The 12,539-nt window shown below is 38.9% G+C and carries 13 protein-coding genes; 12 read left to right on the top strand and 1 reads right to left on the bottom strand.

The window, feature by feature from the left end; translation table 11 throughout:
* Positions 1 to 17 precede the first annotated feature (17 nt).
* From HWQ41_RS10850 to HWQ41_RS10795, 12 genes are all read left to right on the top strand, one after another.
* A complete protein-coding gene (locus tag HWQ41_RS10850) occupies positions 18 to 1,154 on the top strand; it encodes a putative CRISPR-associated protein (protein ID WP_292762425.1) in 1,137 nt (378 codons plus the stop codon).
* A gap of 2 nt (positions 1,155 to 1,156) precedes the next feature.
* On the top strand, positions 1,157 to 2,032 hold the full coding sequence (gene csx7 / locus HWQ41_RS10845; protein WP_292762422.1) for a CRISPR-associated RAMP protein Csx7: 876 nt from the start codon (positions 1,157 to 1,159) through the stop codon (positions 2,030 to 2,032).
* A gap of 10 nt (positions 2,033 to 2,042) precedes the next feature.
* Positions 2,043 to 2,663, top strand: a complete 621-nt coding sequence (locus HWQ41_RS10840) for a hypothetical protein (RefSeq protein WP_292762419.1) — start codon at positions 2,043 to 2,045, stop codon at positions 2,661 to 2,663.
* Between the two features lie 31 nt (positions 2,664 to 2,694).
* Complete coding sequence (locus HWQ41_RS10835; RefSeq protein WP_292762416.1) at positions 2,695 to 3,669, top strand: RAMP superfamily CRISPR-associated protein; 975 nt, start codon at positions 2,695 to 2,697, stop codon at positions 3,667 to 3,669.
* Positions 3,666 to 4,103, top strand: coding sequence for a hypothetical protein (locus HWQ41_RS10830; RefSeq protein ID WP_292762413.1), 438 nt, complete (start codon positions 3,666 to 3,668; stop codon positions 4,101 to 4,103). The genes HWQ41_RS10835 and HWQ41_RS10830 overlap by 4 nt, the downstream gene beginning before the upstream one ends.
* A 2-nt stretch (positions 4,104 to 4,105) precedes the next feature.
* Complete coding sequence (locus HWQ41_RS10825) at positions 4,106 to 5,170, top strand: RAMP superfamily CRISPR-associated protein (RefSeq protein ID WP_292762411.1); 1,065 nt, start codon at positions 4,106 to 4,108, stop codon at positions 5,168 to 5,170.
* Between the two features lie 2 nt (positions 5,171 to 5,172).
* Entirely contained in the window at positions 5,173 to 5,814 is a 642-nt protein-coding gene (locus HWQ41_RS10820; protein ID WP_292762408.1) for a hypothetical protein, read from the top strand.
* A gap of 414 nt (positions 5,815 to 6,228) precedes the next feature.
* Positions 6,229 to 6,453, top strand: coding sequence for a hypothetical protein (locus HWQ41_RS10815; RefSeq protein ID WP_292762405.1), 225 nt, complete (start codon positions 6,229 to 6,231; stop codon positions 6,451 to 6,453).
* The gene (locus HWQ41_RS10810; RefSeq protein ID WP_292762402.1) at positions 6,450 to 6,929 is read left to right on the top strand and encodes a hypothetical protein; all 480 of its coding nucleotides are present in this window, start codon (positions 6,450 to 6,452) and stop codon (positions 6,927 to 6,929) included. Before HWQ41_RS10815 ends, HWQ41_RS10810 begins: the two co-directional genes overlap by 4 nt.
* A gap of 25 nt (positions 6,930 to 6,954) precedes the next feature.
* Positions 6,955 to 7,350, top strand: coding sequence for a hypothetical protein (locus HWQ41_RS10805; protein WP_292762399.1), 396 nt, complete (start codon positions 6,955 to 6,957; stop codon positions 7,348 to 7,350).
* A gap of 330 nt (positions 7,351 to 7,680) precedes the next feature.
* Positions 7,681 to 8,826 (top strand): CRISPR-associated endoribonuclease Cas6, encoded by a 1,146-nt coding sequence (gene cas6, locus HWQ41_RS10800; RefSeq protein ID WP_292762397.1) that lies wholly within the window; start codon positions 7,681 to 7,683, stop codon positions 8,824 to 8,826.
* A gap of 228 nt (positions 8,827 to 9,054) precedes the next feature.
* On the top strand, positions 9,055 to 10,704 hold the full coding sequence (locus HWQ41_RS10795) for a mechanosensitive ion channel domain-containing protein (RefSeq protein ID WP_292762394.1): 1,650 nt from the start codon (positions 9,055 to 9,057) through the stop codon (positions 10,702 to 10,704).
* Positions 10,705 to 11,165: 461 nt separating this feature from the next.
* On the opposite strand, the gene HWQ41_RS10790 is transcribed toward HWQ41_RS10795, so the two are convergent.
* On the bottom strand, positions 11,166 to 12,107 hold the full coding sequence (locus tag HWQ41_RS10790; protein ID WP_292762391.1) for an N-acetylmuramoyl-L-alanine amidase: 942 nt from the start codon (positions 12,105 to 12,107) through the stop codon (positions 11,166 to 11,168).
* Positions 12,108 to 12,539 lie beyond the last annotated feature (432 nt).

The following is a 12,539-nucleotide window of genomic DNA, read 5'->3' as shown; positions in this document are numbered from 1 at the left end:
TATTGGAGTGTAATTCTATGCCTAAATTAGTAATTTCAACAGTAGGAACAAGTCTGCTCACCAATCAAATTGATAGAGAATATGAAGACAATTGGGCTATTCGTTTACGAGATACGGCAAATTGTACACTTGAAGAAATTGATAAATATCATGAAGATGTTGCAGATATCATTGCCACATTAAAAAATAGAGTAGATGCAAAAGTTAACGGTGATATTGAAGATATTCGAGAAGCAAGTGCAGAACTAAATGGAATCTATGGACTGTATGATGATCAATTAAGCCAAGGTAATAATGATATCCATTGGTTAATTATTACTGATACTGCTCAAGACAAGGTATCAGCAGAAATATTACAATTATTTTTAAGTAAAAACGGTCTAAATATTTCTATTTTTACACCACCTAAAAATTTTTCAACAAGCAGCAACGAAGTTTTTACAAATGGTATCGATGAACTTCTTAACTGGTTTGAGGATATAATTCCTGGTTATCGAGATAGCGGTTATGAAATTAATTTTAATTTAGTTGGTGGATTCAAAGCTATTCAAGGCTTTGCTAATACTATAGGTATGTTCTATGCCGATAAAATTATTTACATATTTGAAGGTAGTAATAAAATTATTACTATTCCTCGTTTGCCTATCAAAATTGATACTTCAGTAATTAAGCCTGTTCAATTTGCACTAATGGCAGAAGGAGCATGGATTAAGGTATCTGAACTTCAAGGTGTTCCTGAAACTCTCATATTTCCAATTGAAGATAAAGCAACATTAACAAGCTGGGGGCGACTCATTTGGAATCGTAGTAAAGAAGATTTCCTTAAAGGAGATTTGCTAACCTTTCCCCAAATCAAGTATGAAACTTCTTTTCAAAAAGACTACGAGAATATAAAAGATAAAAAAGAAAGGTTGAAATTGCAGGAAACTATCGCTAAAGTGTCATATCTATTGGTTAAACATAATGGTGACGTTGCTCCGCTTAAAGGTGATGGTGGTGTTCAATTAGAAAGTTACAAAAATACAGTTATTGACCATTTTCGAGTTACTCTCAGCCTGCGAGTTAGTTGCAAATTCGTAGGGAGTAATTTGTCATTGCGATATTACGGTACTCATAACCATGTTGAGCGAAGTGAAGGAATAAAAGGTAAATAAATATGTTTGACAGATTCAAAAATCGCTTAGAAATCACAGGCACACTCACTACAATTACAGCATTACGCATTAGTGCAGGTCGCTCAAGTGAGCCTATAGGGTCTGATTTACCTGTAATTAAAGATGCCTTGGGTAATCCATTAATACCGGGTTCGAGCTTAAAAGGTGCATTGCGATCGCGCCTCGAAAGTTTCCTCAGAGGTATTGTAGGAAATAATCGCAAATTGGTTGCAAATCCAGCAATTGAAAATGAATGGTCAATCACGTCCCAGGAGATGAAGCAGTTAAAAGATAGTTACAATAATGACCAAGCTTTAACTGAAGAAATTCTCAAACAAACAGATTTAGTATCTCATTTATTTGGTTCTCCCTGGATTGCTAGTAAATTCCAAGTGCGGGATTTAACAGTAGTATCTGATACCTGGTTTGGACAATACCAAGAAAGAGACGGTGTAGCAATTGACCGAGACACCGAAACAGCCGCAGATGGTAAACTTTACGATTTCCAAGTGGTTCCGGCTGCAACACAGTTTGAGTTTAAGGCTGTGGTAGAAAATGCAGAACCTTGGGAATTGGGACTGTTGATGATTGGCTTACACCAGTTTGAAACAGAACAAATACCTCTGGGTGGGGGGCGATCGCGTGGCTTGGGTGTAGTTAAACTAGAAATTGGCAAAATGCGCTGGTTTGATGTCAACAACGACCCAGAAAAGTTACTCACATACCTACAAGAATTAGTCAGCAGTAATACAATTGATGACATATCGAGTTATGAAGATGGTCAGCACTTCAAGCAGGATTGGACTCATGCTCTCATCAATTATTTAAGAGACAATATGAATAAGACTTCCATAGTTGAAGCAACACAAAATTCTTGAGGAGGGTAATATGGCTTTCAGCAGTTACAGAACCATCGGTGAAGTCCTCAAAGCATTTCAGGTTATCTATACAGAAGCTAATTTCATAGGCGAAGCTGAGTTTAATGTCTCTGACTACTTCCGGGAAGATTTAGAATTTACGATGCGAGAAGGAGCCGTTGACTGTTCTGAGTTTGCTATATGCGAAAATTTGATATCCCCAGTGTTAAAACAAGTTTGGAAACTATATAGCAGCAAGTTTATTTTGTGGAGTCATTATTCTCTGAATTATGACGAAAAGCTGTCAGGATTTCCTGAATATATTTTGGCTAAACGTTCTCCATTAGGGAAAGTTGTATTTGACAAGCCATACTTCATTTTAGTAGAAGCAAAACAAGATAGTTTTGAAACGGGTTGGGCGCAATGTTTAGCAGAAATGATTGCTGCTCAAAGGCTTAATGGTGAATTTTCAATAATTATCTTCGGTATTGTTTCTAATGGAGTAACATGGCAATTTGGTAAGTTAGAGCGAGAAGCATTTACTAGAAATATTCTACCTTACACAATTTATGAGCTAGATAAACTTTTTGCTGCTGTCAATTATGTATTTCAACAGTGTGAATTGCAGCTAAATAATTTGGTATCTGCTTAATCCTCAAAATTTTTATCAAGAAAATTTAGTTATGCACAAACGATTTGTTAATCACTGCACAATTTATTTAACCTTAATTCCCGACGGGCCAATTCTAATTAAATCAGGTAAAGAAGGAGCCGATCCGACTAAGCCTGATATGGAATTTGTGGAAACCTATCATGCTGGCGGACGTTCTATATATTTACCAGGAAGCAGTTTAAAAGGAGCAATCCGTGCCCATGCAGAACGAATTGTTAGAACGGTGGGTAGTGAAGAACGTCCTCCAGAAAATACTCAGAGGCTTTGGGCTAATAACCCTTTAAATAATGATAGCTATCTAGAAAATTTGAAGAAACAAAATCAAAATAATCCTAGTATTGGAGCAAAGTTATATAAACACTCCAGTTTTACAGACCAGATGTTTGGCAATACTTCCATTGCTAGCCGAGTCACAATTGAAGATGCTTATCCTGATAAATCTCAGCCTATCAAAATTGAAGAACGTAATGGTGTGGCAATTGATAGAGTGTTTGGTTCTGTAGCAGTTGGGCCTTTCAATTATCAAGTTTGCACTGCTGGTGAATTCCACACAAAAATTCATCTGAAAAACTTCACTTTGGCACAATTAGGTTTAATTGGTTTAGTGTTGCGAGATTTGGATGATGGCTGGTTTGGTTTGGGTTTTGCTAAGTCTCGCGGTTTGGGTACTGTGCAGGTGAAATTAAACTCAGCTGTTGTGCAATATTCTGGTTGCGTTTTGTCGGAAGATAAACGACAAATTCACGCTCTCGGTAGTCAAAAGCAATGGAATCATACTTTCCTGTTAGGTGCTGGAGAATTTTTAGAACCAGAAGAAGCACAATTATATAGTTTCCCCAAACCAGATAGCCAAGATACACCTGTTGCTGCACAAGAAATGGATTTGGGTTTTGGAGTGCAACTCACTTGGCGAGAAGGTACAGTTCATGATTTGTTTGAGCGAGGCGTTAGGTCTTGGAGTAGTCTACTTGTGGGGTCAAGATGAATCCTTTTGTTGGTGTTAGCAAAAAATCAGTACCTGAATTGCTAGATTTAATTGCAAAATTGGCAAGTGAACCTAGCTACTACTTCTTACGCTGGACTCATGAAGTTAGTAAAGATTGGAAAATAGAACCCACAGAAACTGACTTCCCGATGATTGAAGGGCAAATGTTTAATAAAAAGTGTGAACTCAGGTGGAAGCAAAAACGCAAGGATAGTTATGAAGTGCTGCTTTTGAGTGTGGCTGGTGAATATTCTGATTTTGCAAGTGTAGGTGAGGATTGGCAGACTCAAGAGCGAGATGCTCATTTATATTCTTCTACTGAAACCCGTTTTCCTAAAGGTTTTCCCTCTAAAAAATTGGATATCGCCCAGCGCTATTTTATTGATAAAAAAACGGCAACGGTACACTTTGTTGCTCTCACAGTTAAAAAATAAATATGACTAGTAACCGTCCTCAAAGACCTCAGCCACCAAGTAGACCTAACCGTTCTAGCGGTGGAGGTTCATCGCCTGAACTTGCACCGAAACCTTATGAGTTTGTATCTTTTCCCAAAGAACGCCCTAACTTACAGCGTCCTGCTGGACATCACAAATATTTTAGCGATCGCCTACATGGCACCCTCTATCTTACCCTAAAAGTGCAGACATCCCTCCACGTCTCCACCGGAGTAGTTGTCATGGGTAGCGATATTGGCAGCGATCGCATTCCCTTAATCAAAACGATGGTACAGGGTGTTGACCAAAAACTCTCAATTGGTGGCAGTTCTCTCAAAGGGTGCATTAGGTCTGTATATGAAGCAATTACTAACAGCACTTTGGCAGTAATTACTAATAAGTATAGGAGTCAGATTCCCGACGGGCGGCTACCTTGCCGTAATAAAGAACAACTTTGTCCAGCTAGTCGGGTATTTGGTGCATTAGATTGGCAGGGATTGCTTGATTTCAACGAAGCAAAATGTGAAAGTATGGGCTTTTCCACAGGATTTATGCCTTCGTTGTATCGTCCCCGTCCAGATGAACGTAGTGCATACTTTATTCAAGGTAGAGTTGCAGGACGTAAATTTTACTACCACACTATTAGAGCAATTGATAAAGGGCAAAATTCTGGTATTCCTGTACAGCAAGCGGGAAGACAATACATCTTCAAAACTCAATTAAACTTCAAGAATTTGCTACCAGAAGAGTTAGGAACTTTGTTGATTGTCTTAGGACAAGATTCTAAATGTCCCATCGCTTTAAAAGTAGGTGGCGGTAAACCGATTGGGATGGGAACGATGACAGTAACTATAGATAAAATTGCGCGATCGCAAAGTCTGCAAAAGCGATATTCTGCATACAAACTCAATGAATCTGATGAGTTAATCGGAGATGCTTTGCAACAGTTTATGCAAACACAAATCCAAGCGGCTTACTCGCGCCTGATTCAGCAACCCCAACTAGACGAACTTACAGCAGTGCTGCGCTATCCAAGCGATCGCGAACCCCCATCTGGAATGTACTAATTATGACTATAGTTGAAATTTCTTCAGAATCTCTGACAGATGCACAGTGGGAAATTGCCCATGCGATCGCTCAAACCCTGGTAAAAGAAAATACAGATGTTAACGAGTTAGGTAAAACGGTTGCTTACCTCCGTGCATCCATTCACCAACCAGATACTACTTCCAGGTTTTTCAAGTATCTGAAAACCCTAGTTAGTAATGGTAGACAAATTGGACACAGTGGTAGAACCACAGATTATTACCGCAGTATTGATAAAGCTTGTAGTGATTATCTCAAAGGTATTGAAGATGCTTATACGATATTGCAAATATTAGGCTGGGTATCTCGCTTGATGCGTTACTACAAAGACGCAGGGCCAATTGGAGAAATTTCTACTCCCAATGCAGCTGCTGTAGAGTCACCCCGCCAAGCAGCAATTAGCAAAGTTGCTAAATCCCAAGACTTCAAAGTTGACCAGATATTAGAGGCAACAGTCACTAAAATTAATGGTAACAAAGTCACCTATGAGATTCTGGGAGCAATTAAACTTACCGAAAAGGAACCCAAGAAAGCTAGTTTGCTTCAGGAAGGACAGACGGTTAAAGTAAAAATCGTTTCTCTCAAGGAAGATGGGAGTATTAAAAGTGTAAAATGTTTAACTTAAAAAAAACCTATAATTTTTTCTTATCTTGTTTAGTGAGTTAATAATGCTACACTCAGTATGGTAACTAACATAAGGAGTTTATTCATTATGAATGAATCAAAGAAGGTTAACCTTCACAGTACTAGCCTGTTAATCTGTATGGACGAAATCTCCATTTCCCAAAAGAACTATACTTTCCAAAAAAAGTATTATTCTTTCACGGAATTCCAAATCAGATATGAAGAGATTAGCTACTCAAACGTAAAAAATTATACCTTTTGAGATGTAGTCTACGAGCTAACTTGTGGATAAGCTCCATCTAATGTAAAAGCTAATCTAAAATAAAGGGGGATTGCGAAAATGATTGCCTAGTGGCTGTATTTTTGCTCCCCTTTTTTTCACATACAAAAGGAAAATCCGGTAAAAGAGCAAATCATGAGCGAGCAAAGAGAAGAAAAAGTATACTTAGTTACAGGTATAAAGGTAGCACTTGATAGTGAAGATGGTATTTTAATAGCAGGAATACTTTCAGATAGTCCATTTACTAATAACCAAGAGTCAGCATCAGCAGCAAATTTGATAGGTAACTTTGCATTTAGTCGACAACAAGCTACCTTCTTGAGAGACCATCTAAATGAATTTTTAAGGGAAAAAGAATGATTTCAAACGTAAATTTCACAAAAAAACATTGGGATTATATAGACAAGACAGATACTTCTTGGAGTCACTTTGATGAATGTTTTATAGTATTAACTAAAACGGAGGAATTACCAAGTTTTGATGCAATTCCTAGAGTAAAACAATTAGTACAAAAATTGACTGAAGTAGCTAATGTCAACAAGGTAAGGGCTATAGCTCTAAGATTTCCAGATATCCATTGGATTGATTTTGAACTAGAGTTGCAATCCGAAACTGAGTTATCACATGAACTCTGGGAGATTGTGCAAAATTTAGTAATTGACTGTGAATGGAAGTTACGGGATGATTCTGGAGAAAAATGGTATTTCCATGCGGAACCAGTCAATAGGTTTTCCAAACTTCGAGAGGGTTCTAGAGTAATTGATAATTCTGACAATAAACAAACTCTAACGGGGCGACAAATTTCAAGCTCCCATCTTAACTTAGTGGTGGGTTAATTACCTCTAAATTTTTTACACAAAAATGACTTGTGACTACTACCTTGAGCAAGCTAGAAGCAATGAACAAGCAGCACGTAGCCTTGAAAAAACTTATCCAGATTGGGCTATCACTATATGCTTTTACACAGCACTGCACTGGGTAGAATACTATGCCTGTATGACAGGATGTAATATTGAGCAAGAATATCCATGCCCATCTCGCCATGACTCTCGTAAGGATTACGTAAGAGAATTAGCAAATCAACTAGGTAACAAGAGTTTACGTAACGCTTATATAGAATTAGAGCGTGAAAGCCGTAAAGCTAGATATCTACAAGATATAACTACCAATGCAAAACTGTATTACACTCAAAATAAATTTACAGTTACTCAATCCTTTCAAAACCTCCAAAAAATCAAGCAAGTATTAGGTAGCTAACTTGTAAAATTCCCCGCCAGGGGACGGAAACGAATAACCGTCATATGCTGACTAACAGTCAAGTACTGTTACCAGGGTGACTCCATTAGGAGACGGAAACATTAATCCGTGAGATGCTAGATAATTGAATTATTCAATCCTCTCATCTCTCTTCCCCGCAAGGGGACTAAAACGAAAACTTAGCTTGTTACTGAAGATATATATAGGTAAAGAAGAAACTGCGATCGCCTTTTCCTTCTCTTAACTCTCAGGACAGGTGTTAAACTCTTTCCCCCCAAGGGGATGGAAATTGAGTAAAATATTCAACAATCATTTGCATAACATTCCGCGATGCCAAAAGCAGCTATATCTACTAGGCGCAAAGCCGAGCCACAGTCAAAGTCTCTTCCCACATGGGCAGATGACACCGAACTAGTGGGATTGGTGTTTGACCTTGAACCAACCACTTCCACTTCCCTATACTCGCAGTACACGATTGGACTCCATGCCTGGTTTCTTGACCAAGTACGGCAATTTGACCCAGAACTTTCTGCATATCTGCACGATGGGGAGTCGGAAAAGCCCTTCAATATTTCGGCGCTGTCAGGTCAACTCCTCGCCAGTGGTAGACAACTGCAACTGGAAGCCAAGCAAATTTACCGTTGGCACATCAATGCTTTGTCTCCAAGAGTGGTGCAGTTTCTCAAACAATGGTTAGCCCAATTGCCCCAAACCTTGGACTTAAGAGATGCTCCCCTGCAAATAAAACAGGTGAGTATCGCCCATTCACCCGCTACCTACGCGCAACTATTGCAGTTACTACCAGAGAAACCCTCTAACATCAATTTCAGCTTTGTCTCGCCTACCAGCTTTCGCCGCAAAGGTCATCATTTTCCCCTCCCGGTGCCAGTTAATCTCTTTCACAGCTACCTGCGTCGCTGGAATGACTTTTCGGGAATCCCAATCGAACAAGAACCTTTTCTTGACTGGATAGATGAAGGGGTAATTATCCATCAGCATCGCTTGGAATCGGTGAAGGTAGCAGCTGGCAAGCGGGGTTCGGTGACTGGGTTCACAGGGGCAATGTCTTGTGGTTTGAGTAAAGCAGCTTTGGCTAACTCTGAGTTTACCCGGTTGTTTTATGCTTTGGCTCGACTCGCTCCCTACTGCGGTACGGGACACAAAACTACTTTTGGATTGGGACAAACTCGCTTAGATTGGGTGGAACCAGAGGTAAGCTTACCCACTCAGGTGCTAACAAATCTGCTGGGAGAACGCATTGATGAATTGACAGCGCTATTCACTGCACAGCGAAAACGCACAGGAGGCGATCGCACTGATAAAATTGCTTCTACTTGGGCAACTATCTTAGCACGCCGGGAGATGGGAGAATCATTGCAGGTTATATCCCAAGATTTAGAGATGCCCTACGCTACTGTGAAAACTTACGTAAAGTTAGCTCGGCGGGCGCTCAAGGATAATGTCAATCAACCTTAATTGCAAGTACGCTTTTCTTCTGCACCGAAGTTTACTTGGGCAAAATACAGACAATACAATTCACACGAAAAATTAACGCGATCGCCTCAAATTTAGAACACAAAGTGTTAATAGCTTGACAATTTGTCATTATATGAAATAATTGTAATCTATTTATAGAGATATTTTGATACTCTCAATAGGTTTTGACAATACAACCGTTAAATTACTTCCGCTTTCTGCTCACAAATGAATATCTTAATTATTTTGGGTGAATCTGCATCAAAAGTTCCCGTAGTACCACCACCTTCGACTTTCCCAACGAGCGCACAAATTAGCTCTTTCTTCTATACATTCGGCGCATCCATAGTTGTTGTTTTCATACTCTACATATTACTGTTCTATCTACTGCGATCGTTTCTTCGCCGCACAGAAAAAGATACAGCCCTGTTCATCCTTGGTATCTTACAAATCCCTGCGATCGCTATTTTTATCCTTGCCAGTCTAAAACTCTCGCTGACTCAACTAGGATCAGGGGTAATTATTAATTGGATTGATCGAGGACTCACGGCTTTCCTAATTGCTACTTTCACTTACGGCATCACTTTATTGTTTACAGAAGTAGCAGTCTACTACTTAAAAGACTACGCCCGGAAAACTGAGGTTGTCTGGGATGACGTATTAATTCCACTCCTGCAAAATTTTATCCCAGTCATTACTTACCTAATTGGAATATCCCTGTTTTTCAGCACCCTTGGGGTTGATTTAACAGGAATCGGGTTAGCAATAGGTAGCATTACTCTAGTGTTGGGATTGGCAGTAAAAGATATTTTAAGTGATTTTTTCAGCGGGTTGGTTTTGTTAGTTGATACACCCTTTAGATTTGGAGATGTCATCTCCATGCCAGATGGTTCAATTGCAATTATCAAACACATTGGCATTCGAGTAACCAAACTATATCTGATTAACGAGCATTGTGAGGTGTATACACCAAACACGACTTTGGGAGGTCAAAATATAGTCAATCTCAGTCGTCCTACAACTCACTACGCTTATACAATTCAAGTATCAGTTAGAGTTGATGCTGATGCCGTTGTAGCAACAAACATTCTGCAACAAATTATCGTCGGACATCCAGACACATTGGGTGATATTGATGAAAAAATTCAGTATTTGGACAGTTTTGCGGCATTGAGAGAAGCACAGGGTGATAAACTGTCAAAAAAAGAAGCTGGACGGTTGCGTTTATTAGTTGAAAAAGATGTGAACAGCCAAATGCAAAAAGTTGAACAAGCATTTGAAGATTTTATTAGAGAAATTAAGAAGCTAGAAAAGGGTGGATTGAATTCAGAAGAACTGAAAATTCTCCAGAAAAACTATCTAGAAATATTGAACATTGTGGGGCTGGTAGTCATCACAGAACGTAAGGGTAAACGTCTGCGATCGCGGCTAGAAGAACAAGAGCAAACTGAGAAACCAACTCTGATTAGCTTGATTCGCCAATGGTATAAAACTTGGTTAAAAGATCCTGATTTAGTGCTTGAAGACCAACATCTTTTACCAGACGAATGGGAGCAAAAAATTGAACTTTTGAAAATTAAACTGAATAAATTATTTCAGAAAATCTCAAATCCAGGAGTAGATGAAACCAGATTAGATGACTACTCATTAAAATTTGTTGAATGGCTACATGATAGTTTTAAAGAGTCTAATACTGCCTGGAAAGAACCACAAGTTCAGCTAACTGATATCCAAGGCTCTGGTATGCAATTTTCTGTGAGGTTCTACGTTGATAATATTCAGTTAGAACACTGGCGGCGTGGAAACCGCATCCAAAATGAGGTGCGTCGAGAGATGGTACGGCGGTTAAGACTAGCTTATATCTACACACTAGGATGATGAATTTCAGGTATCAAATAATTTGATGACATCGGAAATAAATTTGAAACCCAGAAAAATTGTGTCCACTTATACAACTAAGTAGTAACAATTGTTATAGGCTTGAAAAGCCCTTTACTTTTATACTTTTGGCGAAACTTCACCGCCAAAAATGCACCAGAGCGATAGGAAATTACTTGTGACCAAGTGCGATTGATACTTATCAAACGCCAACCTGGTTAAGCTGAACATATTCCTGTGAGCAGCATAGGTGACTTCCTACGCCCTGCTTATTTGTTTTAATTATTTAGGTCAATATCAAATTTTTTTTGAGCAATTTTGACCATCAAGATGTAGATGCTGGGAGGGAGCTTTTTGCTTGGTGCAGTTGGCCCCCTATCTGAAAAATAGCTATAGGATGCAGAAATTTACATCTGCGATCGCTATAGTTTTATAATCCAGATGAGCAATTCTCTATCAACCTAACCAATTAATTTCTGCCAGTTAGTAGGCCCGACAATCCCATCGGCATCTAAAGCATTTTGCTTTTGAAAGTTCTTAATTGCAACCTCTGTTTGCGGCCCGTATACGCCATCATTATCAACACCTAAACGGTATTGCAAGTATCTGACAACTGCACCACCAGCATGGTTTGGTCTGATAATTCGTTTTGCCAAAATTAGATTTATGGCATTCCATGTAGCATCATCAGCAATTCCAGTCGCCTGAACCGCGACAATAGTCTGAAATTTTCCTACAGCAGATTTGGTGTTATCTCCGGTGAAGCCATCTTCCACTAATGGCTTACCATTTTTATCAGTTATTTTGAGTCTATTTAAGGCTTTTTGCAGTCTGAGAATAGTGGTATCTACATTCTCCTCTTCATCTGGTACGGGGTTAACAGGAACACTTGGCACTTTACCAGTTAAGCCTTTGACGATCGCATTAGCTATTGCTTCTGGATTATAAAGATTCATATCTTTTGCCGAATCGACAAAGCAACCTTCTACCAGAATCGCAGGCATATCTGTGTTTTTCAGAACATACAAGTGGGAACCACTCTTAACGCCGCGATTAAAAAATCCTAACTTGATGATTTCATCTAGTACAGGTTTAGCGATTTTTCTCCCAGTATCGCTATTCGCATATACTTCTGTGCCGTTAGCTTGTCCGTTAAAGCAGTTAAAATGAATCGAGACGTAAATATCTACTTTACTCCCATTAGCTGTAGAACATCTTTTTGAAAGCGATTCAGTTACTGTACGAGCACTACTTGGTCTACATACTACGACTTCGTTTCCCAAAGCCCTTAACTTGGCTATAACTCTATTACCGACATCTAGAGTTAAATTATCCTCAAATTTAATCCCGTTGGCTCCTGTGTCTGGTGGACAATTATGCCCGCTATCAATTCCAAATTTCATGATTTCATCCTCAATTTACTTATTTTTACACTAGTTCCAATCTCTTTCAATTATAGAGACAAAGTTTTGTTGATAAATTTGTTGAAGTACTTGTTGGCAATGTCCGCATTATTTTAAGCATTACTACGCTGGTAGACAAAATAAGTTTTTGTGCGAACCTGAACAGCAAATTTCATGTGGTAAAATCCCCTAATTCAAAGGTATATTGTCACCAAAAACACAACCATTATAATTTATCAAAATCGGGAATAACCAGTTAATTTTTGCAATAAATTGAAATGCAGCAATTGCCTCCATTATTCAGATAATAACGCTGACAAATGTACCTAGTACACTGTGGGGGAAGTTTGCCTACCTTTAACCAGTTGCTCTGAGCTACTTGTCTGGTTAATTGAGATGGTATAGCGGTTCTCGCTTGAGTAAGGTACAAGA

Origin of the sequence: Nostoc sp. NOS(2021) (assembly GCF_017115025.1) — a bacterium.
Classification (GTDB): Bacteria; Cyanobacteriota; Cyanobacteriia; order Cyanobacteriales; family Nostocaceae; genus Nostoc.
This window is presented reverse-complemented; position numbering and strand designations above follow the sequence as displayed.

Excerpts from the sequence above, each read along its gene's own strand:
- HWQ41_RS10850 (WP_292762425.1), top strand. The coding sequence starts at position 18 with ATGCCTAAATTAGTAATTTCAACAGTAGGAACAAGTCTGCTCACCAAT.
- csx7 (WP_292762422.1), top strand. The coding sequence starts at position 1,157 with ATGTTTGACAGATTCAAAAATCGCTTAGAAATCACAGGCACACTCACT.
- HWQ41_RS10840 (WP_292762419.1), top strand. The coding sequence starts at position 2,043 with ATGGCTTTCAGCAGTTACAGAACCATCGGTGAAGTCCTCAAAGCATTT.
- HWQ41_RS10835 (WP_292762416.1), top strand. The coding sequence starts at position 2,695 with ATGCACAAACGATTTGTTAATCACTGCACAATTTATTTAACCTTAATT.
- HWQ41_RS10830 (WP_292762413.1), top strand. The coding sequence starts at position 3,666 with ATGAATCCTTTTGTTGGTGTTAGCAAAAAATCAGTACCTGAATTGCTA.
- HWQ41_RS10825 (WP_292762411.1), top strand. The coding sequence starts at position 4,106 with ATGACTAGTAACCGTCCTCAAAGACCTCAGCCACCAAGTAGACCTAAC.
- HWQ41_RS10820 (WP_292762408.1), top strand. The coding sequence starts at position 5,173 with ATGACTATAGTTGAAATTTCTTCAGAATCTCTGACAGATGCACAGTGG.
- HWQ41_RS10815 (WP_292762405.1), top strand. The coding sequence starts at position 6,229 with ATGAGCGAGCAAAGAGAAGAAAAAGTATACTTAGTTACAGGTATAAAG.
- HWQ41_RS10810 (WP_292762402.1), top strand. The coding sequence starts at position 6,450 with ATGATTTCAAACGTAAATTTCACAAAAAAACATTGGGATTATATAGAC.
- HWQ41_RS10805 (WP_292762399.1), top strand. The coding sequence starts at position 6,955 with ATGACTTGTGACTACTACCTTGAGCAAGCTAGAAGCAATGAACAAGCA.
- cas6 (WP_292762397.1), top strand. The coding sequence starts at position 7,681 with ATGCCAAAAGCAGCTATATCTACTAGGCGCAAAGCCGAGCCACAGTCA.
- HWQ41_RS10795 (WP_292762394.1), top strand. The coding sequence starts at position 9,055 with ATGAATATCTTAATTATTTTGGGTGAATCTGCATCAAAAGTTCCCGTA.
- HWQ41_RS10790 (WP_292762391.1), bottom strand. The coding sequence starts at position 12,107 with ATGAAATTTGGAATTGATAGCGGGCATAATTGTCCACCAGACACAGGA.